This window comes from Sphingomonas oleivorans (assembly GCF_003050615.1).
Classification (GTDB): domain Bacteria; phylum Pseudomonadota; class Alphaproteobacteria; order Sphingomonadales; family Sphingomonadaceae; genus Sphingomonas_H; species Sphingomonas_H oleivorans.
The window spans coordinates 16,565-40,785 of the sequence record NZ_NWBU01000018.1 but is presented as its reverse complement, the minus strand read 5'-3'; the positions used below and the strand labels follow the sequence as shown (position 1 = coordinate 40,785).

General features: G+C 66.8%; 28 protein-coding genes. 22 read left to right on the top strand and 6 right to left on the bottom strand.

Features of this window, described 5'->3' with window-relative positions:
- Nucleotides 1-40 precede the first annotated feature (40 nt).
- The 9 genes from CLG96_RS17495 to CLG96_RS18870 all read left to right on the top strand — a co-directional run bounded on the left by CLG96_RS17495 (nucleotide 41) and on the right by CLG96_RS18870 (nucleotide 7,186).
- Nucleotides 41-982: a GGDEF domain-containing protein gene (locus tag CLG96_RS17495; protein WP_165799696.1), complete on the top strand. Its 942-nt coding sequence runs from the start codon at nucleotides 41-43 to the stop codon at nucleotides 980-982.
- Nucleotides 979-1,488 (top strand): GAF domain-containing protein, encoded by a 510-nt coding sequence (locus CLG96_RS17490; protein ID WP_107969978.1) that lies wholly within the window; start codon nucleotides 979-981, stop codon nucleotides 1,486-1,488. Before CLG96_RS17495 ends, CLG96_RS17490 begins: the two co-directional genes overlap by 4 nt.
- A 55-nt stretch (nucleotides 1,489-1,543) precedes the next feature.
- Complete coding sequence (locus tag CLG96_RS17485) at nucleotides 1,544-2,185, top strand: phosphoribosylanthranilate isomerase (RefSeq protein ID WP_107969976.1); 642 nt, start codon at nucleotides 1,544-1,546, stop codon at nucleotides 2,183-2,185.
- Nucleotides 2,182-3,435 carry a tryptophan synthase subunit beta gene (trpB, locus tag CLG96_RS17480; protein ID WP_107969974.1) on the top strand — a complete coding sequence of 418 codons (1,254 nt, stop codon included), beginning with the start codon at nucleotides 2,182-2,184 and terminating at the stop codon, nucleotides 3,433-3,435. The genes CLG96_RS17485 and trpB overlap by 4 nt, the downstream gene beginning before the upstream one ends.
- Nucleotides 3,432-4,256, top strand: coding sequence for a tryptophan synthase subunit alpha (gene trpA / locus CLG96_RS17475; protein ID WP_107969972.1), 825 nt, complete (start codon nucleotides 3,432-3,434; stop codon nucleotides 4,254-4,256). The genes trpB and trpA overlap by 4 nt, the downstream gene beginning before the upstream one ends.
- Nucleotides 4,253-5,107, top strand: a complete 855-nt coding sequence (gene accD / locus CLG96_RS17470) for an acetyl-CoA carboxylase, carboxyltransferase subunit beta (RefSeq protein WP_107969970.1) — start codon at nucleotides 4,253-4,255, stop codon at nucleotides 5,105-5,107. Before trpA ends, accD begins: the two co-directional genes overlap by 4 nt.
- Nucleotides 5,108-5,177: 70 nt before the next feature.
- Nucleotides 5,178-6,506, top strand: a complete 1,329-nt coding sequence (locus tag CLG96_RS17465) for a bifunctional folylpolyglutamate synthase/dihydrofolate synthase (protein WP_107969968.1) — start codon at nucleotides 5,178-5,180, stop codon at nucleotides 6,504-6,506.
- Nucleotides 6,507-6,574: 68 nt separating this feature from the next.
- Entirely contained in the window at nucleotides 6,575-6,970 is a 396-nt protein-coding gene (locus tag CLG96_RS17460; RefSeq protein WP_107969966.1) for a DUF6628 family protein, read from the top strand.
- A 75-nt stretch (nucleotides 6,971-7,045) separates the two neighbouring features.
- Nucleotides 7,046-7,186 (top strand): hypothetical protein, encoded by a 141-nt coding sequence (locus CLG96_RS18870; RefSeq protein WP_165799695.1) that lies wholly within the window; start codon nucleotides 7,046-7,048, stop codon nucleotides 7,184-7,186.
- A gap of 151 nt (nucleotides 7,187-7,337) precedes the next feature.
- Here CLG96_RS18870 and dnaJ read toward each other — a convergent pair whose 3' ends face one another.
- The gene (gene dnaJ / locus CLG96_RS17455) at nucleotides 7,338-8,459 is read right to left on the bottom strand and encodes a molecular chaperone DnaJ (RefSeq protein WP_107969964.1); all 1,122 of its coding nucleotides are present in this window, start codon (nucleotides 8,457-8,459) and stop codon (nucleotides 7,338-7,340) included.
- Nucleotides 8,460-8,624: 165 nt separating this feature from the next.
- A complete protein-coding gene (dnaK, locus tag CLG96_RS17450; RefSeq protein WP_107969962.1) occupies nucleotides 8,625-10,523 on the bottom strand; it encodes a molecular chaperone DnaK in 1,899 nt (632 codons plus the stop codon).
- A gap of 165 nt (nucleotides 10,524-10,688) precedes the next feature.
- Between dnaK and CLG96_RS17445 the strand changes: the two genes are divergently transcribed.
- The 3 genes from CLG96_RS17445 to CLG96_RS17435 all read left to right on the top strand — a co-directional run bounded on the left by CLG96_RS17445 (nucleotide 10,689) and on the right by CLG96_RS17435 (nucleotide 12,044).
- Nucleotides 10,689-11,162, top strand: coding sequence for a copper chaperone PCu(A)C (locus tag CLG96_RS17445; RefSeq protein ID WP_107969960.1), 474 nt, complete (start codon nucleotides 10,689-10,691; stop codon nucleotides 11,160-11,162).
- Nucleotides 11,149-11,619, top strand: a complete 471-nt coding sequence (locus CLG96_RS17440) for a vgr related protein (protein ID WP_107969958.1) — start codon at nucleotides 11,149-11,151, stop codon at nucleotides 11,617-11,619. Before CLG96_RS17445 ends, CLG96_RS17440 begins: the two co-directional genes overlap by 14 nt.
- Before the next feature lie 128 nt (nucleotides 11,620-11,747).
- Nucleotides 11,748-12,044, top strand: a complete 297-nt coding sequence (locus tag CLG96_RS17435) for a hypothetical protein (RefSeq protein ID WP_107969956.1) — start codon at nucleotides 11,748-11,750, stop codon at nucleotides 12,042-12,044.
- 83 nt (nucleotides 12,045-12,127) lie between these two features.
- Here CLG96_RS17435 and grpE read toward each other — a convergent pair whose 3' ends face one another.
- The gene (gene grpE / locus CLG96_RS17430) at nucleotides 12,128-12,697 is read right to left on the bottom strand and encodes a nucleotide exchange factor GrpE (protein WP_107969954.1); all 570 of its coding nucleotides are present in this window, start codon (nucleotides 12,695-12,697) and stop codon (nucleotides 12,128-12,130) included.
- On the bottom strand, nucleotides 12,694-13,737 hold the full coding sequence (gene hrcA, locus CLG96_RS17425; protein WP_107969952.1) for a heat-inducible transcriptional repressor HrcA: 1,044 nt from the start codon (nucleotides 13,735-13,737) through the stop codon (nucleotides 12,694-12,696). The genes grpE and hrcA overlap by 4 nt, the downstream gene beginning before the upstream one ends.
- Nucleotides 13,738-13,967: 230 nt before the next feature.
- Here hrcA and rph point away from each other — a divergent pair, with 230 nt between their 5' ends.
- From rph to hemW, 3 genes are read left to right on the top strand one after another with little or no spacing between them, the layout of a single operon-like run.
- Nucleotides 13,968-14,684: a ribonuclease PH gene (gene rph, locus CLG96_RS17420; RefSeq protein ID WP_107969950.1), complete on the top strand. Its 717-nt coding sequence runs from the start codon at nucleotides 13,968-13,970 to the stop codon at nucleotides 14,682-14,684.
- A gap of 2 nt (nucleotides 14,685-14,686) precedes the next feature.
- On the top strand, nucleotides 14,687-15,319 hold the full coding sequence (rdgB, locus tag CLG96_RS17415; RefSeq protein ID WP_107970289.1) for an RdgB/HAM1 family non-canonical purine NTP pyrophosphatase: 633 nt from the start codon (nucleotides 14,687-14,689) through the stop codon (nucleotides 15,317-15,319).
- Nucleotides 15,320-15,342: 23 nt separating this feature from the next.
- Nucleotides 15,343-16,524: a radical SAM family heme chaperone HemW gene (gene hemW, locus CLG96_RS17410; RefSeq protein ID WP_243395853.1), complete on the top strand. Its 1,182-nt coding sequence runs from the start codon at nucleotides 15,343-15,345 to the stop codon at nucleotides 16,522-16,524.
- Nucleotides 16,525-16,599: 75 nt separating this feature from the next.
- Here hemW and CLG96_RS17405 read toward each other — a convergent pair whose 3' ends face one another.
- Nucleotides 16,600-17,781 carry a penicillin-binding protein activator gene (locus tag CLG96_RS17405; protein ID WP_107969948.1) on the bottom strand — a complete coding sequence of 394 codons (1,182 nt, stop codon included), beginning with the start codon at nucleotides 17,779-17,781 and terminating at the stop codon, nucleotides 16,600-16,602.
- Between the two features lie 12 nt (nucleotides 17,782-17,793).
- Here CLG96_RS17405 and rsmI point away from each other — a divergent pair, with 12 nt between their 5' ends.
- Genes rsmI through CLG96_RS17385 form a run of 4 tightly spaced genes read left to right on the top strand, consistent with a single transcriptional unit; the run spans nucleotide 17,794 to nucleotide 20,627 of the window.
- A complete protein-coding gene (gene rsmI, locus CLG96_RS17400) occupies nucleotides 17,794-18,657 on the top strand; it encodes a 16S rRNA (cytidine(1402)-2'-O)-methyltransferase (RefSeq protein WP_107969946.1) in 864 nt (287 codons plus the stop codon).
- Complete coding sequence (locus CLG96_RS17395; protein WP_107969944.1) at nucleotides 18,654-19,022, top strand: YraN family protein; 369 nt, start codon at nucleotides 18,654-18,656, stop codon at nucleotides 19,020-19,022. Before rsmI ends, CLG96_RS17395 begins: the two co-directional genes overlap by 4 nt.
- A gap of 59 nt (nucleotides 19,023-19,081) precedes the next feature.
- The gene (gene gshB, locus CLG96_RS17390; protein ID WP_107969942.1) at nucleotides 19,082-20,035 is read left to right on the top strand and encodes a glutathione synthase; all 954 of its coding nucleotides are present in this window, start codon (nucleotides 19,082-19,084) and stop codon (nucleotides 20,033-20,035) included.
- Nucleotides 20,028-20,627 (top strand): DedA family protein, encoded by a 600-nt coding sequence (locus CLG96_RS17385; RefSeq protein WP_107969940.1) that lies wholly within the window; start codon nucleotides 20,028-20,030, stop codon nucleotides 20,625-20,627. Before gshB ends, CLG96_RS17385 begins: the two co-directional genes overlap by 8 nt.
- Before the next feature lie 158 nt (nucleotides 20,628-20,785).
- Here the strand turns inward: CLG96_RS17385 and hisI are convergent, their stop codons facing one another.
- Entirely contained in the window at nucleotides 20,786-21,145 is a 360-nt protein-coding gene (hisI, locus tag CLG96_RS17380; protein ID WP_107969938.1) for a phosphoribosyl-AMP cyclohydrolase, read from the bottom strand.
- 103 nt (nucleotides 21,146-21,248) lie between these two features.
- Here hisI and CLG96_RS17375 point away from each other — a divergent pair, with 103 nt between their 5' ends.
- From CLG96_RS17375 to CLG96_RS17365, 3 genes are all read left to right on the top strand, one after another.
- Nucleotides 21,249-21,878, top strand: a complete 630-nt coding sequence (locus CLG96_RS17375) for a LysE family translocator (RefSeq protein ID WP_107969936.1) — start codon at nucleotides 21,249-21,251, stop codon at nucleotides 21,876-21,878.
- 140 nt (nucleotides 21,879-22,018) lie between these two features.
- Nucleotides 22,019-23,485, top strand: coding sequence for an amidophosphoribosyltransferase (gene purF / locus CLG96_RS17370; protein ID WP_107970285.1), 1,467 nt, complete (start codon nucleotides 22,019-22,021; stop codon nucleotides 23,483-23,485).
- 23 nt (nucleotides 23,486-23,508) lie between these two features.
- On the top strand, nucleotides 23,509-24,219 hold the full coding sequence (locus CLG96_RS17365; protein WP_107969934.1) for an SDR family NAD(P)-dependent oxidoreductase: 711 nt from the start codon (nucleotides 23,509-23,511) through the stop codon (nucleotides 24,217-24,219).
- Nucleotides 24,220-24,221 lie beyond the last annotated feature (2 nt).

Sequence of the window (24,221 nt, the reverse complement as noted above, 5' to 3'; positions counted from 1 at the left end):
TTCGTTCTATCATGATCGACCAGCCATGGCAGACGGCCGCATGAACAGCAGTTCCTCGATCTTCCCGCATCATGCCTACGTCCCGCAGGCGCTGATCGACTGGGCGAGCGGCCTCTCCTCCCGGCAGAGCAAGCTTTATATCGCCGTCAGCTTCGGCCTGATCGCACTGCTCGACTGGGCTTCGGGCCCCGCCTACACGATGGTGGCGCTCTATTTCCTGCCCATTTCGATTGCCGCCTGGTCGTTCGGCTTCCGCGTCGGGCTCGCGACCGGCATGGTCTGCGCGCTGATCCAGAGCGCGATCAACGGCATGGGCGACCCCTGGTCGCCCGCCGCCGCGGTTTCCGTCTCCGCCGCGGGCTGGAACTTCCTGATGCGGCTATTGGGCCTGATGCTGCTCGTCATGCTCGTCGCGGGCTTCCGCCGCTCCTACGAGACCGAGCGCCGCCGCGCGCGCACCGACGATCTGACGGGCGCGCTCACCAAGCAGGCGCTGCACGATCAGCTCCGGCGCATGCTCGGCGCCGAGCGTCGGGCGCTTCCCGTGCTGGTGTTCCTCTACAGCGATCTGGACGGGTTCAAGCAGGTCAACGACCAGCATGGCCATGATGCGGGCGACATCGTGCTGATCGATTTCGCCGATGCCGCGATGCGGACGATGCGCCCGCGCGACGTGCTGGCGCGGGTCGGCGGCGACGAATTCGTCATGCTGCTGCCGGTGCCGAGCGTCGCCGACGGCTACAGCGCCGCGCAGCGAATGCACCGCGATATCAGCCAATCCCTCGAAACCTGCCCTTATCCGGTTACGTGCAGCATGGGCGCGCTCGTCGTCGAACATGGCAATGCGGATCGCGAGGCGACCTTCCTCAAAATGGCCGACAATCTGATGTATGAGGTCAAGCGTGCCGGCAAGAATGCGCTGCGCGTCGCCCATGTCGATCTGGACAAGGGCGATCCGGCGGGCACGCGAGTCTCTGCATGAACCGGATCCAATTCTTCTCGCCCGCGCCCTGGCCCGCGAACGAAGCCGCTCGACAGGCGGCGGTCGAGACTTATCGGCTGGCGGAAGCCGGGAAGGACCCCGACCTCCAGGCGATCGTCGAAAGCGCGGCCTTGTTGTTCGATACGCCCAACGCCGCCATGTCGATCCTGGACGGCGATATTCAGCGGCTGTTCGTCCGCCTGGGTTTCGATGTCGAGCAGACGCCGCGCGCCACATCCTTTTGCGGCCATGTGATTCTCGCGCCCGACCGGGTGACGGTGGTGGACGATCCCACCCGCGATCCGCGCTTCAGCGGCAATCCCGTGGTGCAGGACGAGCCCTATATCCGATTCTATGTAGGCGCGCCGCTCGTCACGACGCAGGGCGTGCTCGGTGCGCTCTGTGTATTTGATAGCCGGCCGCATTGCGTTGATGAAGCGCAGCGGGCGTGGCTGATGGAGCTTGCCGGGCACGCCGTGGCGCTTCTGGACAGCCGCTATCGCTGATCGGGCGGCGCATATGCCTCCCGTCCGGGGGACGCGGCCTGTATAGGACTGGCCCATGCCCCGACTCACCGCCAAGATTTGCGGCCTTTCCACGGCCGATACGCTCGCTGCCGCGATAAAAGGAGGGGCAAGCCATGTCGGCTTCGTCTTCTTCCCCAAAAGCCCGCGCAACCTCCATCCCGAGCAGGCGGCGGCGCTGATCGCGGGCGCCCCCGATCCTGTGATGAAGGTAGGCGTATTCGTCGATCCGGACGATGCGCTGCTCGACCGGGCGGTCGCCACGGGACTCGACGCGATCCAGCTCCATGGGGCTGAACCGCCCGAGCGCGTCGCGGCGATCCGCGCGCGGCACGGGCTGGAGCTCTGGAAGGCGGTGCCCGTACGCACCCGCGCCGATCTTGCCGCAGCCGCCTCCTATCGCGGGGCTGCGGACCGCATCCTTTATGACGCCAAGACGCCCAAGGGCGCCGATCTGCCCGGCGGCATGGGCCTGCGCTTCGACTGGAAGCTGCTCGACGGCTTTCGCCATCCCTTGCCCTGGGCGCTGTCCGGCGGGCTCGATGCCGGGAATGTGGCGGAGGCGGCGGGCATCACCGGCGCCCGCCTGGTCGACGTCTCCTCGGGCGTCGAAAACGCACCCGGCGTCAAGGATGTGGACAAGATCGCCGCCTTCCTGCAATCGGTCGCCCGTATATGAACCAGCCTTCCTCCCTCCCCGGGGGCGCGAACTCCTTCCGCTCGCAGCCCGATGCGCGGGGCCATTTCGGCCAGTTCGGCGGCCGCTACGTCGCCGAGACGCTGATGCCGCTGATCCTCGATCTCGAGCGCGAATATCGCGCGGCCAAGGCGGATCCCGCTTTCGCGCGCGAATTCGAATATCTGCTGCGCCAATATGTCGGCCGGCCCAACCCGCTATATTATGCGGAGCGGCTGACCGAGACGGTGCGTGCCGATGCGCCCCCGGGCATGGGCGCCAAAATCTATCTGACGCGCGAGGATCTGAACCATACCGGCGCGCACAAGATCAACAATTGCATCGGCCAGATCCTGCTCGCCCGCCGCATGGGCAAGACGCGGATCATCGCGGAGACGGGCGCGGGCCAGCATGGCGTCGCCACCGCCACCGTCGCCGCGCGCTTCGGCCTGCCCTGCGTCATCTATATGGGCGCGCGCGATATCGAGCGGCAGCAACCCAATGTCTTCCGCATGAAGCTGCTGGGCGCGGAGGTGCGCAGCGTCGAATCGGGCGCGAAGACGCTCAAGGATGCGATGAACGAGGCGCTGCGCGACTGGGTCGCCAACGTCCATGACACTTTCTACATCATCGGCACCGCCGCGGGCCCGCATCCCTATCCGGAGCTGGTGCGCGATTTCCAGTCGGTGATCGGGCGCGAGGTGCGCGCGAACATCCTCGCCGCCGAAGGCCGCCTGCCCGATCTGCTGATTGCCGCGATCGGCGGCGGATCGAACGCGATCGGCCTGTTCCATCCCTTCCTCGACGATCCGGACGTGGCAATGCTCGGCATCGAGGCCGCCGGCAAGGGGCTCGACACGACCGAGCATGCCGCCTCGCTCACCGGGGGCCAGCCGGGCGTGCTCCATGGCAACCGTACCTTCCTGCTCCAGGACGAGGACGGCCAGATCGCCGAAGCCCATTCCATCTCGGCGGGGCTCGATTATCCCGGCATCGGCCCGGAACATAGCTGGCTGCACGATATCGGCCGCGTCACCTATGAGTCCGCGACGGACGCGGAGGCGCTCGACGCCTTCCAGCTGCTGTGCCGCACCGAAGGCATCATCCCCGCGCTGGAGCCTTCGCACGCATTGGCAGCCGTCGGTCGCAAGGCACGGGAAATGCGACAGGATCAGATCATCATCGTCAATCTGAGCGGACGCGGCGACAAGGATATCTTCACGGTCGCGCAGGCGCTGGGGGTGGCGATATGAGCCGCCTCGCCACCACTTTCGCGCACTTGGCCGATGCGAACCGCGCGGCGCTCGTCGCCTTCGTCACGGGCGGCGATCCCGATCCCGCCGCCACGCCCGCCATCCTCGACGCCTTGGTCGAAGGCGGCGCGGACGTGATCGAGCTCGGCATGCCCTTCACCGATCCGATGGCGGACGGCCCGGCGATCCAGCTCGCCAACATCCGTTCGCTTGGCGCAGGAACGACGACGGCCAAGCTGCTGGAAATCGTGGCGGATTTCCGGACGCGTCATCCCGATTTCCCGATCGTGCTGATGGGCTATGCCAATCCGATGGTGCGTCGCGGCCCCGCATGGTTCGCCGATGCCGCGGCCCGCGCCGGCGTCGACGGCGTGATCTGCGTCGACATACCGAGCGAGGAGGATGAGGCGCTCGGGCCCGCGCTGCGTGCGGCGGGAATCGATTTCGTTCGCCTCGCCACGCCCACCACCGACGCCGCCCGCCTGCCCGCCGTGCTGGAAGGCGCAGGCGGCTTCCTTTATTATGTCTCGGTGGCGGGCATTACCGGCAAGCAGCAGGCGGCGCAGACCAGCATCGAGGCCGCCGTCGCCAAGCTGAAGGCGGCAACCGACCTGCCCGTGGCGGTCGGCTTCGGCGTGCGCACGCCCGACCAGGCCGCCGCGATCGCCCGTGTCGCGGATGGCGTGGTCGTCGGCTCCGCGATCGTCGACGAGATCGCCCGCGCGGCCGCGTCCGGCAACGATCCGGCCGCCGCGGTTCGCAATATCGTCAAGGATTTGGCCGCCGCCATTCGTACGGCGCGGCAGGAGAAAGCAGCATGAGCTGGCTCAACCGGGTGCGTCAGAGCATCCCCTTCATCGCCAAGCGCGAAACCCCCGACAATCTCTGGCACAAATGCCCGGCCTGTGGGGCGATGGTCTTCACCAAGGAATATGAGGACAATCAGTCGGTCTGCCCGAAATGCCAGCATCATGGGCGGATCGGGCCAGACGCGCGCTTCAACGACCTGTTCGACAATGGCGTCCATGTGCTGCTGCCCACGCCGCAAGTGCGCGAGGACCCGCTCAAATTCCGCGACTCCAAAAAATATGCCGATCGGATCAAGGCCGCACGCGCCAAGACGGGCGAGAATGACGCGCTGATTAATGCACGCGGCACGATCGAGGGCTTCAAGGCCGTTATCGGCGTGCAGGATTTCGCCTTCATGGGTGGATCGATGGGCCTGGGCGTGGGTGCCGCCTTCGTCGCCGGCATCGAGGCCGCGATCGCCGACCGCTGCCCTTACATCATCTTCACCGCGGCTGGTGGCGCGCGGATGCAGGAGGGCATATTGTCCCTCATGCAGATGCCCCGCACGACCGTCGCCATCGCCAAGCTGCGCGAGGCGGGCCTGCCCTATATCGTGGTGATGACCGATCCCACCACCGGCGGCGTCACCGCATCCTATGCGATGCTGGGCGATGTGCAGATTGCCGAGCCGGGCGCGCTGATCGGCTTTGCGGGCCAGCGCGTGATCGAATCGACCATCCGCGAGAAGCTGCCCGAAGGCTTTCAGCGCGCCGAATATCTGCTGGAACATGGCATGCTCGACATGGTCGTCCATCGCCATGATCTGCGCCGCGAGCTGGCCAGGCTGATCTCCTATCTCTGCCCCGGCAGGCAGGCGGCCTGATCGCGCCTCTTCGGCCTCTCCCCATGCGGGAGAGGCTTGGGAGAAGAGTTTCTTCTTCCTATAAAGGGGCATGCCCGATCATGCCGTATCCGCCGATCCCGCCGTCCAGCGCCAGCTCGATCGGCTGGCCACGCTCTCGCCGGGCGCGGACATATTGGGGCTGGACCGGATCGCGCGTCTGCTCGACCGGCTGGGCAATCCGCAAAATGATCTGCCGCCCGTCTTCCATGTCGCGGGCACCAATGGGAAGGGATCGACCTGCGCCTATCTGCGCGCCGCGATGGAGGCGGCGGGGCTGCACGTCCATGTCTATACCAGCCCGCATCTCGTCCGCTTCAACGAGCGTATCCGCCTCGCCGGCCGGCTGATCGAGGATGAGATGCTCGCCCAACTGCTCGAGGAGGTGCTCGATGCGGGCGCGGATATCGGCGCCAGCTTCTTCGAAGTGACGACCGCCGCCGCCTTCCTCGCCTTCACACGCGTGCCCGCCAATGCCTGCGTGATCGAGGTGGGCCTGGGCGGCCGGCTGGATGCGACCAACATCATCCCCGCCCCGGTTGTTTGCGGCATCGCCCAGCTCGGGCTCGACCATCAGGCCTTTCTCGGCGATCGGCTCGAGGATATCGCCGCCGAAAAGGCCGGCATCGCCAAGCCGGGCGTGCCGCTCGTCACGCAACATTATCCCGCCGCCGTGGCGCAGCGCATCGGCCAGCTGGTATCGCAGGTCGGCGCCCCCTGGCTCGCCAAGGGCGGCGCCTGGGATGTCGCAGCCTATCGCCAGCGGCTTCATTATCGCGATGCCGAGGACAAGCTCGATCTGCCGCTGCCGCGCCTCGCCGGCGTGCATCAGGCGGCCAATGCCGGCCTCGCCATCGCGATGCTGCGGCATCAGCGCGCGGTCACCGTACCCGTCTCCGCCATCCGCGCAGGGCTCGGCTGGGCGGAATGGCCCGCCCGGCTCCAGCATCTGACGAGCGGCGCGCTGGTCGATCTGTTGCCGGCGGGGGCGGAACTGTGGCTCGATGGCGGCCATAATCCCGCCGCCGCGCGTGCCATCGCCGATTTCTTTCGCGGGCATGTCCCCGCCGGCCGGCCCTTCCACATCATCGCCGGCCTGTTGGAGAACAAGGATCCGGTGGGCCTGTTCAAGCCCTTTGCCGGGCGCAGCGCCACGGTCCATGCCGTGCCGGTGCCCGGCCATGCGCATCATCGTCCGGCGATGCTCGCCGTGACGGCGCGCGCCACCGGTCTTTCCGCCACGGTGGCAGCCAATCCGGCCGAAGCGCTGACCATGATCGCGCGCCATGCCGATCGCGCCGAGCCACCCGTCGTGCTGATCCTCGGCTCGCTCTATCTGGCCGGCACGGTGCTGGCGGACAATGGGACCCCACCCGACTAATATTGAGATTGACTCGCAATAGCGAAACATGATCTGATCCCTCCAGCCGATGAGAGGGAGATGATCTTATGTCCTCGAACGCCAGCGATGTTCTGCGCCTGCTGCCCCGCCCCGTGCCCCGCGACGATGATCGCCGCCTGCTGCTGTTCGCCATTCGCCGCATCGCCGCCTTCGGGCTGGGCTTTCGCCGGCCGCTCATACTCGTCCGCGCGCTGATGGCGGAGCTTTCGCGCATTGCAGCCCATCGGATCCTCGTCGCGCCCTGCTGCTGCCCACGCATGACCTTGGCGGAAGCGGCGCTGATCGATGCGGTGGCGATGGCGGACCGGGATGCGCGGGCGGCGCATCGTCGCCTTTCGGCGATGCTCGGCGTTGGCAATTGCCTCGGTGCACTCGCCAGCGCGCAAGCGCTGGGACAAGCCTTTGCCGATCTCGGCAGGCCGCTTTTCGGCGACGGCGACTGACCTGCCCCCTCAGCGTGCAAAAAACGCATTTAAACGCTCAAGTTTTTTAATTGCGAAACCGCGTAAGAATATTACATGCGCTTCGTCGCACAAATGGTGCGGTCCGGCGCAGCCGGTTTTCGGAGAATGAAGATGAAGACGTTTGAAACCGCGACCAGCATGGTGCTGGCGATCGCGGCCCAGGCGCTTGCGGTCGGCGTAATCCTCGCCATCTGACGCATGCGTGTCCGGCGCCCCGCTCCGGCATTGCCGGGCGGGGACCGCCCTTCACTCCGCCGATATTTCGATATTTTTCAGCGCGATGCGGCCCGCGCTTAATCGAGCGATCAAGCCGTCATCCCTGCGCAGGCAGGGATGACGGAATAAGTTACTCCGCGCTCCACATCGCCTTCAGCCGCGAGAAGAAGCCGCTCGATTGCGGGCTTTCCTCGCCCGTCTCGGTCGCGCGGAACTCCTCCAGAAGCTCCTTCTGCCGCGCCGAAAGCCGGGTCGGCGTCTCGACCTCGATCTGCACCACCATGTCGCCCGCGCCGCGTCCGTTGAGCACGGGCATGCCCGCGCCGCGCTGGCGCAATTGCTTGCCCGACTGGATGCCCGCCGGAATGCGGATCTCGTGCCGGCTCTTGTCGAGCCCGGGCACCTCGATCGTACCGCCCAGCGCCGCGGTGGTGAAGCTGATCGGCGTGCGCGCGAACAAGGTCGTGCCCTCGCGCTGGAAGATCGAGTGCGCCGCGACATGGATGAAGATATAGAGGTCGCCCGAAGGCGCGCCGCGCGCGCCCGCTTCGCCCTCGCCGGACAGGCGGATGCGCGTGCCCTCGTCCACGCCGGCAGGGATGTTCACCTCCAGCGTCTTGGCCTTTTCGACCCGGCCCTCGCCATGGCAGGCGCCGCACGGATCGGAGATTACCTGGCCGCGCCCATGGCAGGTCGGGCACATCCGCTCGACCACGAAAAAGCCCTGCTGCGCGCGGACCTTGCCATGGCCGGCGCAGGTGCCGCAGCTGCGCGCACCCGTCCCCGCCTTGGCGCCCGATCCGTGGCAGGTGTCGCACGCCGCCGCGACATCGACGCGAATCGATGCCATCTTGCCGTGGAACGCATCTTCCAGCGTGATTTCCAGATCGTAGCGCAGGTCCGCGCCGCGCTGCACGCCGCCGCGCTGGCCCCGGCCGCCACCCATGAACTCGCCGAAGATATTGTCGAAAATATCGGAAAAGCCTTCGAAGCCGCCGCCACCGCGGCCGCCGCCCATCCCGCCATTTTCGAATGCAGCCTTGCCGAAACGGTCATAGGCGGCGCGCTTCTGCGGGTCCTTCAGGCAGTCATAGGCTTCGCTGATCGCCTTGAACCGGGCTTCCGAATCCTTGCAGCCGGGATTGCGGTCCGGATGGCATATCATCGCGAGCCGGCGATAGGACGATTTGATCGTCTTCTCGTCCGCGTCGCGCTCGACCTCGAGCAGCTCGTAATAATCAGCGTCCAGCATTCAGCCCCCCGGCTCGGCTATTTCCCTGCATAGTCCCCATCGTCCTTCCCGCGAAGGCGGAAATCCCTATGCGGCGACAACTGGTTCCTGGAACCCGATGACGCGCATATGGCCCCCCGCGCAAGCGGGGGGAACGATGGGGCGAGTGCAAGCCTGTGCCCTCCGTTACGCCTTCTTCTCGTCGTCTACCTCGGAGAATTCGGCGTCGACCACATCCTCCTGCGCAGGCGCCTCGGCGCCCGGCGAGGCGGCCGCGGCCTGCTCCTTCTCGTAGATCGCCTGGCCGAGCTTCATCGCGACCTGGGCGAGCGCCTGGCTCTTCTCGGTCATGCGATCGGCGTCACCGCTCTCGACGGCCGACTTGGCGTCCGCGATGGCGCTTTCGATCTCGGACTTCAGCGCGGCATCGATCTTGTCGCCATGCTCCTTGATCTGGCCCTCGGTGGTGTGGATCAGGCTTTCGGCATTATTCTTCGCCTCGGCCGCGGCGCGACGCTTCTTGTCCTCCTCGGCGAACTGCTCGGCATCGCGCACCATCTGATCGATATCCGCGTCGGAAAGGCCACCGGACGCCTGGATCTTGATCTGCTGCTCCTTGCCGGTGCCCTTGTCCTTGGCGGAAACATTGACCAGGCCGTTGGCGTCGATGTCGAACGTCACCTCGATCTGCGGCACGCCGCGCGGCGCCGGCGGAATGCCGATCAGGTCGAACTGGCCGAGCAGCTTGTTGTCCGCCGCCATTTCGCGCTCGCCCTGGAAGACGCGGATCGTCACCGCATTCTGATTGTCGTCGGCGGTCGAATAGGTCTGCGACTTCTTGGTCGGGATCGTCGTGTTGCGGTCGATCATGCGGGTGAAGACGCCGCCCAGCGTCTCGATGCCCAGCGACAGCGGGGTCACGTCGAGCAGCAGCACGTCCTTGACTTCGCCCTGGAGCACGCCCGCCTGGATGGCGGCGCCCATCGCGACCACCTCGTCCGGGTTGACGCCGGTGTGCGGCTCCTTGCCGAAGAAGCTCTTAACCGCGTCGCGCACCTTGGGCATGCGGGTCATGCCGCCGACGAGCACCACCTCGTCGACCTGATCGGCCTTGAGGCCGGCATCGGCCAGCGCCTTGCGGGTCGGCTCCATCGTCCGCTTGATGAGGTCGTCGACCAGCCGCTCCAGATCGGCGCGCGAGATCGACTTCACCAGATGCTTCGGTCCGGTCGCGTCGGCAGTGATGAAGGGCAGGTTCACTTCGGTGGTCTGCGTCGAGGAAAGCTCGATCTTCGCCTTTTCGGCGGCTTCCTTCAGGCGCTGGAGCGCGAGGCGATCCTTGGTGAGGTCGATGCCCTCGGCCTTCTTGAACTCGGCCGCGAGATATTCGACCAGCTTGGCGTCGAAATCCTCGCCGCCGAGGAAGGTGTCGCCGTTGGTGGCCTTCACCTCGAACACGCCGTCGCCAATCTCGAGGATCGAGATGTCGAACGTGCCGCCGCCAAGGTCATAGACGGCGATCGTCTTGTTATGCTCCTTGTCGAGGCCATAAGCGAGCGCGGCCGCGGTCGGCTCGTTGATGATGCGCAGCACCTCGAGACCGGCGATCTTGCCGGCATCCTTGGTCGCCTGGCGCTGGGCGTCGTTGAAATAGGCCGGAACGGTGATCACCGCCTGGGTGACCGTCTCGCCGAGATAGGATTCGGCGGTTTCCTTCATCTTCTGCAGGATGAAGGCGGAAATCTGCGAGGGCGAATAATCCTCGCCGCCGGCCTTCACCCAGGCGTCGCCATTGGAGCCGCGCACGATGTGATAGGGCACCAGCTCGGTGTCGCGCTTCGTCACCGGATCGTCGAAGCGGCGGCCGATCAGGCGCTTCACCGCGAAGATGGTGTTGTCCGGATTGGTCACCGCCTGGCGCTTGGCCGGCTGGCCGATCAGGCGTTCGCCATCCTTGGCGAAGGCGACGATGGACGGCGTGGTCCGCGCCCCTTCCGCATTTTCGATCACCTTGGGTTTGCCGCCTTCCATCACCGCAACGCAGCTATTGGTGGTGCCCAGATCGATCCCGATGACCTTCGCCATGATATTCCTTCCAATTCCCCACGTTAGAACCGCTCGTCGATATCCCCCGGAAGAATGAGGCAGATATCAGCCACAAGCGGCGAATTGCTGGGGGCGATATAAGGGCCATGTACGCGACCGCAAGAACCCCTGACGAATCCGAAATGACAGGCTAGGATTCCTGGAATGAAATATGTTGCCCATCGGCTCGCCCTCGCCGCCACGCTCTCGGCTCTGGCGCTGGGCGCATGCGGCCGCCAGGATGCGGGCCAGCTCGCCGTCCGCGACGCCTGGGTGCGCCTGCCCGCGGTGGCGGGGCGGCCGGCAGCAGCCTATTTCACGCTGAAAGGCGGTTCCGCCGCCGACCGGCTGACCGGAATCCAGAGCGCGGTCGTCGAGCGGATCGAGCTGCATGCGGGCGGAGCGAAGGATGGCATGACGACGATGCGGCCGATCGAAGGCGTGGACATAGCCGCCGGCGGGACGGTCGAATTCGCGCCGGGCGGCAATCATGCGATGCTGTTCGGCATCGACAAGGCGATCAGGCCCGGCACGGCGATCCCGATGAATTTCCGCTTCGCCAGCGGCAAGGCGGTCGAGGTCGAAGCGAGGACGGTTGCCGCGGGCGACGAGGCGCCCGTCGGACATGAAGGCCACTGACGCCACCCGCCCGCTGACGGAGGCCGAGCGGCGCTTGGCCGCATCGATGTTCGGCGCGGCGATCGATTATGATCCGGTGCGCGTCAACCGCCGCAAATGGTGGCCCTTCCAGTCCAGGGGCGTCGCCATGTCGCCCGACGGCCATCTTTGGTTCCATCCGCTGGGCCATCTCTGGTGCGAGGATTTCGCTGCCGCCAACCGCGATATGCAGGGCCTGTTCATCCATGAGATGACGCATGTCTGGCAGCATCAGAAAGGCATCTATCTGCCCGTCGCGCGGCATCCCTTCTGCCGATACAGCTATGCCCTCAAGCCTGGCTGGAGGCTGGAGCGCTACGGCATCGAGCAGCAGGCGGAAATCGTGCGCCACGCCTTCCTGCTGAGGCGAGGCGTAAGAGTGCCCGGCGCGCCGGCGCTGGCGCAATATGAGAGTATCCTGCCGTTCAGGGCAGCGTGAATGTCCAATGCGCGTGGAAAGCAAAGGGACGGGGCCGATATGTCCGCCCACTCATGATCGGCCATCGCTCTCCACTCTCCAGGAGCCAAGCCGTCCATCAATCGTTGGTCTCGCGAAGGAGAACGACCATGATCCAGCAGGCGAAGGCAGCGGCGCTGAGTGCTATTTTGACGCTCGGCCTGATATCGACCGCCAGCGATGCCCAGCCCCCTCGGCAGGCCCCGAACGCCGAACAACAAATTCCGGGTCAGATGGGCCCGATGATGGGACAGAGCCCAATGATGGGTCAGAGCCCGATGATGGGTCAGAGCCCGATGATGAACAATCCGGAAATGCTCCGCCAGATGTCGGAGATGGCTCGCGGATGCGAGCAGATGATGTCCAGAATGGCTGAAATGCGGGTGATGCGGCAAGATCGTCGCTAGCCGCTACATGCGCCCGACCGGATCAGCAACGCCGTCACCTTCCGAACGCGCCCCCTCCCACCATCGGAAGGGGGCCTCGCTCCTCACGCCTCGACGTCGACCTTCGGCGCCGCCTTGGCCACGCCCACCAGCGCGGGGCGCAGCAGGCGATCCTTGATCATATAGCCGGGCTGCATTTCCTGCACGACCGTGCCGGGCTCCTGGTCGCTCGGCAGCTCGATCATCGCCTGATGCCTGTTCGGGTCGAGCTTGGCGCCGACCGATTCGATCCGGGTGATGCCGTTGCGCTGGAACACCGTCTCCAGCTCCTTGGCCGTCATCTCCAGCCCCGTGATGAGCGGCTTCAGCGCCTCATCCTCGCGCACGGCGGCCGGAATGGCGGAGAGCGCACGGCCGAGATTGTCCGCGACGGAGAGGATGTCGCGCGCGAAATTGGTCGCGGCATAGGCCTTGGCGTCGGCCGCGTCCTTTTCCAGCCTGCGGCGGACATTCTGCGTCTCCGCCTGGGCGTAGAGCGCCTTGTTCCTGAGCTCGGCTATCTCCGCCTCCAGCTCCGCCACCCGGTCCTGCTCAGCCACTTCGGGCGCGGCCTCGGCGGTTTCCGCGCGAAGATTCTCGTCGGACTGCTCGGTCTTGTTCGTGTCGTCGTTCATGCCATCAACCTGGTAAGTGCCTGTGCGGTGAAATCCACCATGGGGACCACGCGCGCATAGTTCAACCGGGTCGGGCCGATTACGCCGACTACCCCCACAACGCGCCCGTCGCTGCCATGATAGGGCGCGGCGATAACCGAGGAACCGGACAAGGAGAACAGCTTGTTTTCCGATCCGATGAATATCTTCATGCCGCGGCCCGCGCGCGCGCTGTCGAGCAGGCGGGCAATTTCCTCCTTGCCCTCTATCTCGTCGAGCAGCTGGCGCACCCGTTCGAGATCGGCGGCGGCCGACTGGTCGATCAGATTGGCCGCCCCGCGCACGATCAGCACCGGGCGCTGCGCCCCGTCCTGCGACCATATGGCGAGGCCGCGCGCGATCAGATCCTGCGCGGCGGCATCCAGCGCCGCCCTGCCCCGCCCGATCTCGTCGCGCAGCCTGATCTGCGCCTGGGCGAGCGTCAGGCCCGAAAGCCGCTCATTCATGAAATTGGTCGCCTCGATCAGCGCGGATACGGGCATTTCGGGCGGCAGGTCGACCACCCGATTCTCCACCGTGCCGTCGCTCCCGACGAGCACCGCCACCGCCTGATGCTGCGACAGCGGCACGAAGGAAAATTGGCGCAGCACCGGCTCACGCCGCGGCACCAGCACGATCCCCGCACAGGCCGAAAGGCCGGACAGCGCCGCCGAAGTCGCCGCCAGCGCCTCCTCCACCGGCCCGCCGCGCCGCGCGCGCGCCTCGATCTGCGCACGTTCCTCGGGCGAAGGCTCGGCCGCCTGCATCATCCCGTCGACGAACAGGCGCAGCCCCGTCTCGGTCGGCATCCGCCCGGCCGAGGTATGCGGCGCTTCCAATAGGCCCAGCTCCTCCAGATCCTGCATCACGTTGCGGATCGATGCGGGCGAGAGGTTCAGCCCCGCAAGCTTCGATATGGTGCGCGATCCCACCGGCGCGCCCGTGCCGAGATAGCTTTCGACGACGACGCGGAACACGTCGCGCGCGCGGGTGGATAGCTCGGTGATGGGCGGCGTCGTCATGGGTGGAATGTAGTGAAGCCCCAAGCCCGCCTCAATCGCAAGCCCCTAGCGTCTTTCACCCGACAGAACGCACCCCGCCCCGCCCGAGCCTGAGCGCGGCGTTGTCGACGAGCATGGTGATTCATCGGCACGATGCCGCAATCCGGACGGAAGTCGGTCCAGGGGGCTGGCACGGCGCCGTCCCGCCCGCTAAACGGCGCTCCTGCCAAACACCCCCGAAAGGAAGATGAATGCGCCCGTCCGGCCGCGCCCCCGATCAGATGCGGGCGATCACCCTGGAAACCGGCTATACCCGCCATGCCGAAGGCTCCTGCCTGATCGGCTTCGGCGACACCAAGGTGCTCGTCACCGCCTCGGTCGAGGAGCGCGTTCCCCCCTTCCTGCGCGGCAAGGGCCAGGGCTGGATCACCGCCGAATATGGCATGCTGCCGCGTGCCACCCATACGCGCGGCAGCCGCGAGGCCGCCAAGGGCAAGCAATCCGGCCGCACGCAGGAAATCCAGCGGCTGATCGGCCGTTCGTTGCGCGCCGTGGTCGATCTCGAAAAGCTTGGCGAGCGGCAGATCACGCTCGATTGCGACGTGATCCAGGCCGATGGCGGCACGCGCACCGCCTCCATCTCGGGCGCCTGGGTGGCGCTCCGCCTCGCGATCGATGGGCTCATCAGCCAGGGCCTGCTGACGGAAGATCCCATCACCGCGCAGGTCGCGGCGGTCTCCTGCGGCATCCATGAAGGCACGCCCGTGCTCGACCTCGATTATATCGAGGATTCGAATGCCCATGCCGACGCCAATTTCGTGCTGCTCGACAATGGCAATATCGCCGAGGCGCAGGCGACCGCCGAAGGCGCCACCTATGATGAGGAAGCGCTGCTCCGCCTGCTCCGCCTCGCGCGGATGGGCTGTAGCGAGATCTTCGCCGCGCAGCGTCGGGCGACCGGCCGATGAGCATGGTGATCGACGACGAGCCGCCCGCCATCCCGCATCGCAAGCTCGCACCGGGAAAGCTGGTCATCGCCAGCCATAATGAGGGCAAGGTGCGCGAGATACGCGCGCTGCTCGCGCCTTATGGCATAGAGCCCGTCTCGGCCGGCTCGCTCGGCCTGCCCGAGCCGGAGGAGACCGGCACCAGCTTCACCGCCAATGCCGAGCTCAAGGCGCGCGCCGCGGCCGATCTTTCGGGCTTCGTCGCGCTCGCCGACGATAGCGGCCTGTGCGTCGATGCGCTGAGGGGCGATCCCGGCATCTATTCCGCGCGCTGGGCGGGCGAAGCCAAGGATTTCGCCTTCGCCATGCGCCTCGTCAATCAGCATGTGGAGGAGGCCGGCCCCGATGCGGGGCGCGACGCGCATTTCGTCTGCGCGCTCTCGCTCTGCTGGCCCGACGGCCATGTCGAGACGTTCGAGGGCCGGGTGGACGGCACGCTCGTCTGGCCGCCGCGCGGGGACAAGGGCTTCGGCTATGATCCGATGTTCCAGCCACTCGGTCATCAGCAGACCTTCGGCGAGATGGAAGCGGACGCCAAGCATGGCATGAGCCACCGTGCGGACGCCTTCCGCAAGCTCGTCGCGGCGGTCTTCTGAGCGGAGCCCCCTGGAGACGTCCGGTGACGCTGAAACGGGATTTCGATGATGCGGTGGATGTAGAGGGCCTTGCCCTCTACATCCACTGGCCCTTCTGCGTCTCCAAATGCCCTTATTGCGATTTCAACAGCCATGTCCGCGACAGCGTCGACCAGCATCGCTGGCGTGTGGCGCTGCTCGCCGATCTCGCACATGAAGCCGCGCTCACGCCCGGCCGCCCGCTAAGCTCGATCTTCTTCGGCGGCGGCACGCCCTCGCTGATGCCGCCCGAAACGGTCGCCGCGCTGCTCGACGCCGCCGAGCGCCATTGGGGCTTCGCACCCGGCATCGAGATCACGCTGGAGGCGAACCCCTCCTCGGTCGAGGCGGCGCGCTTCGCCGATCTCGCGGCCGCGGGCGTCAACCGCGTCTCGCTCGGCCTCCAGGCGCTGGACGACGAGGCGCTCCACTTCCTCGGCCGCGCGCATGACGTCGCCGAAGGGCTCGCCGCGCTCGATACGGCGCAGCGCAGCTTCGATCGCGTCAGCTTCGACCTGATCTATGCCCGCCCCGGCCAGTCGGACGCGGCGTGGGAAGCGGAGCTCGCCCGCGCACTTTCCTTCGGCACGGGCCACCTCTCGCTTTACCAGCTCACCATCGAGCCCGGCACGCGCTTCGCCACGCTCGCCGCACAAGGCAAGCTGCCGCCGGTCGATCCGGACGATGCCGCGCGCCTGTTCGAGGCGACCCGCGCGATCACCGCCGCCGCGGGCCTCCCCGCTTATGAAATCTCCAACCATGCCCGCCCCGGCGAGGAGAGCCGCCACAATCTCGCTTACTGGCGCTATCGCGACTATCTCGGCATCGGCCCCGGCGCGCATGGCCGTCGCGGCGGCACGGCGACGGTCCGCCGCAAGAAGCCCGAAAACTGGCTCGCCCGCGTCGATGCCACCGGCCATGGGCTCGAAAGCGAGGAGGATCTCGCCCCCGCCACGCGCGCGATCGAGGCGCTGCTGATGGGCCTCCGGCTCGAGGAAGGCGTCGATCTCGCGCGCATCGCGCGGCGCACCGGCATGGCGCCGGATCGGCTGGTGGACGAGGCCGCCATCACCCGCCTCGCGAAGATGGGGCTGGTCGCACGCGAAGGATCGCAACTCCGCATCCTCGCCCCCGGCATGCTCCTCCTCGACGCCATCCTCGGCGACGTGGTGGCGGCGAGCGACTAAGGTTCCACCCGACCACGCCTACCCCGAGCGCGGTGGTTCAATGCAGGCCGGTGCCGGTCCAGCGCCGTCCCGCGCTCATCCCCCAAACCCCCGGGGCGCGGGCGAGACGACCGTCCCTCCGCCCGGCCCGAGCTGATGCACTTCGAGCGTGCGCTGGGCGATCCCGTCGGGGCCGAAGCGGAAGGCACCGTCCACCCCCGCGAACCCGTCCGGATCGGACAGTCGCGTTATGGGGAAAGAATCGCCCACCCTCCAGTTGCCGGCGATGCGAACCGCCAGCAGCACCGAATCATAGCCCAGGCTCGCCAGCCGGAAGGGCGCCTTGCCGAAACGCGCGCGATATTTGGTGGCGAGCTGGTCGAACATCCCGTCCGGCACGCTCGCGAACCAGGCGCCCGAAAGCACCGCCGCATTGTTGAGCGCGGGCTCGGCATTCCACAATTCGGTGCCGAGGATCCTCGCCTGCGGATTGCCGCCCTTGCGGATCAGCGGCGCCGCCTGGATCGCGATCCGCCCGCTGTCGGCGATCATGATCGCATCATAGCCCTGCTCTTTGCCCAGCGCCGCCACGGCCGCGGTCAGGGATTGGGCGCTGCGATCATAATTTTTCATCGAAACGACGCTGCCGCCCGCCGCCTCCGCCGCCTTGATCAGCATGTTCGAGGCATTGCGCCCGTAAAGCCCCGAGGGCATCAGCCCGGCGAAACGCGTCATGCCCTGCGAATGGGCATAGCGCACCACCCGATCGATCGACTGGGCAGGCGAGAAGCCGAGCAGATAGGTGCCGTTCCCCGCCACGCTCGCATCGTTGGAAAAGGAGATGACGGGCACCCCCGCCGCGCGCGCCACGCCGGAGACGGCACGCACATCGGCGGCGAGCAGCGGGCCGAGGAACAGTCGGTTGCCCTCCGCGATCGCCTTCTGCGCGGCGGCGGCGGCGCCGGCCGCGGTGTCATAGGTGGTGATGCGGATGCGCCGCCCGCCCGTGTCCGTCAGCGCCAGATTGGCGGCATTGGCGATCGACTGCCCCACATTCGCATTGGCCCCGCTCAAGGGCACGAGCAAGGCGACGCGATGGCGCTGCTGATCCTCGGGCAGCGCGCCGGGCTCGGTAGGCCTGGTGACCGGCGGCGGCGTGACGGGCGGCGCGGGGCGCGGCACGATCCCGGCGCAGGCCGACAGCGTCGCGGCAAATGCCAGCGCTGCGAGCCGCGCGAACCAGCGGCCAGGTTGCGGGGGACTATAAGCCTCTGCCATTACGCACATCCTATGAACGAGCCCGCAACCGAGCCTTCCGACGAACCCCTGTCGCCCGGCCTGTACATCGTCGCGACGCCGATCGGCAACTTGTCCGATCTTTCCCCTCGCGCGGCCGCCATCCTCGCGCGCGCGGATGCGATCGCGGTGGAGGACAGCCGGGTGACGGCGCGGCTGCTCCACCATATCGGCGTGAAGCGGCCGATGCTGCCCTATCACGATCATAATGCCGATCGCGTCCGCCCCGGCCTCGTCGCGCGCATGGGGAGCGAGGCGATCGCGCTCGTTTCGGATGCCGGCACCCCACTCGTCTCCGATCCCGGCTTCAAGCTGGTGCGCGACGCACGCGCCGCCGGCCATATGGTAACGACGATACCCGGCCCCTGCGCCGCCATCGCCGCGCTGACGCTCGCGGGCCTGCCCACCGACCGCTTCTTCTTCCTCGGCTTCCTGCCCGCGAAGGAGAAGGCCCGCGCCGATACGATCGCCGAGATCGCCTCCGTCCGCGCGACCTTGATCCTCTACGAATCCGGTCCGCGCCTCGCCGCCACCCTCTCAGCGCTGACGGCCGGCCTGGGCGACCGCGACGCCGCCGTCGCGCGCGAGATCAGCAAGACGTTCGAGGAAACCATCACCGCCCCCCTCTCCACGCTCGCCGCGCGCTATGCCGATGCCCCGCCCAAGGGCGAGATCGTAATCGTCGTGGCGCCCCCCGGCGAGGCCCCTCCGCCCGAAGCCGATGCGGTGGACGCGGCGCTGCGCGATGCGCTCGCCCGCCTCCCCGCCGCCAAGGCCGCAGGCGAAGTCGCCAAGGCCACCGGCCTCAACAAGCGCGATCTCTATGCCCGCGCGCTGGCGATGAAGGAGGAGGAGTGACGCCCCATGGCAAGGCGCGACGCCATCGCGCCGAGCGCCGTGGCCGCGCCGCCGAGACGCTCGCCGCATGGTGGCTCCGCCTCCATGGCTGGCGCATCCTGGCCACACGCATCCGCACGCCCGTCGGCGAGGTCGATCTCGTCGCCCGGCGTGGGCGAACGCTCGCCTTTATCGAGGTGAAGGCCCGCGCGACCGAAGCCGATCTCGCGCTCGCCATCGACCGCCATCGCCTCGCCCGCGTCGCCGCCGCCGCGAACCTGCTCGCGCCCCGCTATGCCCGCGCGGCCGACACGATCCGCATCGACGTCATCCTCCTCGCCCCCCGCCGCCTGCCCCATCATCTCCCGAACGTGTGGCACGGGTGACAAGCGCCCGGCGCTGCTCTACGCAGCTTCCACTTTCGGAAAATGAGGACCGAACGCGAATGACGCTCAAGGTCGCGGTCCAGATGGATCCGCTGGAAACGATCAACATTGCGGGGGATTCGACCTTCGCGATCATGCTCGCCGCCCAGGCGCGCGGCCATCGGCTATGGCATTATGCGGCAGGCGACCTGAGCTATCGCGACGGCCGCCTCACCGCGCCCGCCCGCCCTGTCACCGTCCGCCGCGTCGCGGGCGATCATGTGACGTTCGGCGAGTGGACGACGCTCGATCTCGCGGCGGATGCGGATGTGGTGCTGATGCGCCAGGATCCGCCCTTCGACCTCGCCTACATCACCGCCACCCATCTGCTCGAACGCATTCAGGGCGAGACTTTGGTGGTGAACGATCCGGCCTCCGTCCGCAACGCGCCCGAAAAGCTGTTCGTGCTCGATTATGCGCGCTTCATGCCGCCCACGCTCGTCACCCGCCGGCTGGAGGATGCCCGCGCCTTCCACGCCGAACATGGCGAGGTGGTCGTCAAGCCGCTCTATGGCAATGCCGGCTCGGCCGTCTTCCATGTCGGCCGCAACGACGCCAATCTGGCGGCCTTGACCGAACTGTTCGGCCAGGTCTGGCGCGAGCCCTTCATGGTCCAGGCCTTCCTGCCCGACGTGTCGAAGGGCGACAAGCGCATCGTGCTGATCGACGGCAAGCCCGCCGGCGCGATCAACCGCCTGCCCAAGGATGGCGAGATCCGCTCCAACCTCGCCGCCGGCGGCCGCGCCGATGCGACCGAGCTTACGGCCCGCGAGGAAGAAATTTGCGCCGCATTGGGGCCGGAACTCGCCAAACGCGGCCTGCTCTTCGTCGGCATCGATGTGATCGCGGGCTATCTTACCGAAATCAACGTGACATCGCCCACGGGCATCGTCGCGATCGACCGCTTCAACGGCACGGATACCCCCGCGCTGATCTGGGACGCCATCGAAGGGAAAGTGAAAAGCCATGGGTGATTGGGTCCGCCAGCTCATCGAACAATCCGGCTATCTCGGCGTCGCCTTCCTGATGCTCGCCGAAACCGTCTTTCCGCCGATCCCGTCCGAAATCATCATGTCGCTGTCGGGCCTGCAGGCGGCGCGCGGCACGATGACATTGTGGGGCGCGATCCTCGCCGGCACCGCGGGCGCGATGCTCGGCAACATCTTCTGGTATTATGTGGCACGCCTGCTCGGCCTCGATCTGTTCAAGCCGCTGGTGATGAAATTCGGCCGCATTCTGACGCTCGACTGGAAGGAAGTGGAGCGCGCCGATCATTTCTTCGATCGGTGGGACAAATGGTTCGTGTTCATCGGCCGCATGGTGCCCACCATCCGCTCGCTCGTCTCGATCCCGGCAGGGCTGTTCGGCATGACGTTCCTCCCCTTCCTGATCTGGTCGACGCTCGGCACGCTGGGCTGGACGACACTGCTCGCCACCGCCGGCTATCTGCTCGGCCAGAATTATGCCGAGGTGGATCATTATCTGGGCCCGGTCTCGACCGGCGTGATCGTGCTGCTGATCCTCTGGTATCTCTTCCGCGTCGTCACCTGGAAGCCCAAGGCCTGAGCAGAGGGGCATTTGCGCAAAGCACATCGTCATGCCGAACTTGTTTCGGCATCCACTCCTCATCGGCACCGTCGCGCGGGTTTCACGGTAGCCCCTGAAACAAGTTCAAGGGGACGCCGGTCTTACGTAAAGACATTGAGGAGAATGGCGGCGGGCGCTCAGTCCCGCTCCAGCCGCCCGTCCACCACGCGCCGATAGAAGCAGCTCCGCTCGCCCGTGTGACAGGCGGGCCCCACCGGCTCGGCGCGCAGCCAGATCGCGTCCTGATCGCAATCGACGCGCATCTCGACGACGTTCAGGACATTTCCCGAAGTCTCGCCCTTCATCCAGAGCTTGCCGCGCGACCGCGACCAGAAATGGGCGATCCCCGTCTCGATCGTCTTCGCCAGCGCCTCTTCGTTCATATGGGCGAGCATCAGCACCTCGCCGCTCGCATTGTCGGTGACGACGGCGGTCACGAGCCCCGCGGCGTCATAACGGGGCTTCAGCTCGGTTCCGGTTTCGCGATCCTGATCCATGGTCCGCCGCTAAGCCGAAGCTATGGCTCGCGCAACCACAGCTTTGTTGCGGCGTAGGAACAAGCACGGCAGAAGGACGCCGCATATTTGGGGGAGTGGGGACATGCCGGAGACCACGAAGCTCATGACCTTCGCGCTGATCGCGCTCGGCATGGCGCTCACGCCCGGTCCCAACATGATCTATCTGATCTCGCGCTCCATCTGCCAGGGCCGCACGGCCGGCCTGATCTCGCTCGGCGGCGTGGCGCTCGGCTTCCTCTTCTACATGCTCGCCGCCTCGCTCGGCATCACCGCGCTGCTCTTCGCCGTGCCCTTCGCCTATGATGCGCTCAGGCTCGGCGGTGCCGCCTACCTCCTCTGGCTCGCCTGGAACGCGGTCCGGCCCGGCGGCCGCTCGCCCTTCGAGCTCCGCACGCTCGCGCCGGACAGCCCGCGCAAGCTGTTCCTGATGGGCCTCGTCACCAATTTGCTGAACCCGAAGGCGGCCTTGCTCTATCTCTCGCTGCTGCCCCAGTTCATCAGCCCCGAAAAGGGCCATGTGCTCAGCCAGTCGATCATCCTCGGCCTGGCCCAGATCGCGATGAGCCTTTCGGTCAATGCGCTCGTCGCCTGCGCGGCGGGCAGCATATCGGCCTTTCTCGGCGATCGGCCGTCCTGGCTCGCCATGCAGCGCTGGCTGATGGGAACCGTGCTGGGCGGGCTTGCCGTCCACATGGCCGCCCAATCGCGCTGACAGGCCCTGCCCTTCGAATCCCGGAGCCGAGAAAGAGGCTTTAGGATCGGCAATAGGATAAACTGCGTTACAAAGAGGCGACAAATCCGATCGCCCTGCCTATATGCGCGCCCATGACGGCCACGGCGAGGGCAGACGCCATGCTCACCACCAATCCTTTTGACGACGATAAACTCCGTGAGGAGTGCGGCATTTTCGGCATTTGGGGGGCGGAAACCGCGTCCGCCGTGGTGGCATTGGGCCTCCATGCCCTCCAGCATCGCGGCCAGGAGGCGGCGGGAATCACCAGCTGGGACGGGCATCAGTTCCACACCCACCGGGCGATGGGCCATGTCGCCGGCAATTTCGATCGCGACGACGTGATTCGTAGCCTGCCCGGCAAGGTCGCCTGCGGCCATGTGCGCTATTCCACCACGGGCGAGACGGCGCTGCGCAACGTCCAGCCGCTCTTCGCGGAACTATCCTCGGGCGGCTTCTCCATTGCGCATAACGGCAATATCTCCAATGCGATGAAGCTCCGCCGCGATCTCGTCCGCCGCGGCTCGATCTTCCAGTCCACGTCGGACACGGAAACGATCATCCATCTCGTCGCGACCTCCGCCTATCGGTCGCTGCTCGACAAGTTCATCGACGCGCTGAAGCAGGTCGAAGGCGCCTATTCGCTGATCTGCATGACACCGGAGGGCATGATCGTCTGCCGCGATCCGCTCGGCATCCGTCCCCTCGTCATGGGCCGCGTCGGCGATGCCTATATCTTCGCCTCGGAAACGGTCGCGCTCGACGTGGTCGGCGCCACCTTCATCCGCCAGGTGGAGCCGGGCGAACTCATCATCGTGTCGGACAAAGGGCTGCGCTCGATCCGGCCCTTCGCCAATGTCCGCCCGCGCCCCTGCGTGTTCGAACATGTCTATTTCTCGCGGCCCGATTCGATCGTGGACGGATCGTCGGTCTATTCGGTCCGGAAAGCGATCGGCGCGCAGCTCGCGATCGAAAGCCCGGCCGATGCTGATCTCGTCATCCCCGTGCCCGATTCGGGCGTGCCGGCGGCGATCGGCTATGCCCAGCAGTCGGGAATTCCCTTCGAGCTCGGCATCATCCGCTCGCATTATGTGGGCCGCACCTTCATCCAGCCCGGCGATCAGGTCCGCCATCTCGGTGTGAAGCTCAAGCATAATGCCAACAAGGCGCTGATCGACGGCAGGCGCATCATCCTGATCGACGATTCGATCGTGCGCGGCACGACCAGCCTGAAGATCGTCCAGATGATGCGCGATGCCGGCGCGCGCGAAGTGCATATGCGCATCGCCAGCCCGCCGACGCGGCATAGCTGCTTCTACGGCGTCGATACGCCCGAGCGCGCCAAGCTGCTCGCTGCCCAGATGACGATCGGTCAGATGTCGGACTATATCAATGCCGACAGCCTCGCCTTCGTCTCGGTCGACGGCATGTACAAGGCACTGGGCGAGGATTTCCGCGACGAGGCCAATCCGCAATATTGCGACGCCTGCTTCACCGGCGACTATCCCACCCACCTCACCGATCAGGAGGAGGTCGCGCCCGCCGACCAGCTCTCCCTGCTCGGCGAGCGCGAACGAGCCTCGCTCTAAGCCATCGCCCGACGCGACGATCGATGCCCCTCCCCCTCGCAAATCGCCTCGCGCTCGTCACGGGCGCCAGCCGCGGCATCGGCGCTGCGACCGCGCTCGCGCTCGGCAGAGCCGGCGCGCATGTGATCCTGACCGCGCGCACCTCGGGCGGGCTGGAGGAGGTGGAGGAGCAGATCCATCAGGCCGGCGGCAGCGCCACCATCGCGCCATTGGACCTGACGGACGGCGATTCGATCGGCCGGCTCGCCGCCGCCGTCGCGGGCCGGTGGGACGCGCTCGACATCATGGTGCTCAATGCCGCGATGCTCGGCACGCTGGCGCCCGTGCCCGCGATCGACGCCAAGGAATTTTCGAAGCTGCTGACGCTCAATGTCGGCGCGCAGCAGGCGTTGATCGCCGCCTTCGATCCGATGCTGCGGCAGAGCAAGGCGGGCCGCCTCGTCGCGCTCACCTCCAGCGTCGCCGCGCGTCCCCGCGCTTATTGGGGCGCTTATGGCGCGTCGAAGGCCGCGCTCGAGACGCTGCTGCTCGCTTATGCGGAGGAGATGCACGCGATCAGTTCGCTGCGCGTCGCCATCGTCGATCCCGGCGCCACCGCCACCGCCATGCGCGCCCGCGCCTTCCCCGGCGAGGATCCGACGACGCTCAAATCGCCCGAGGCCGTCGGCAATGCGATCGCCGCCCTCGTCCAGACCGATTATGAGACCGGCCATCGGCTGCGCGTCGAAGGCTGAGG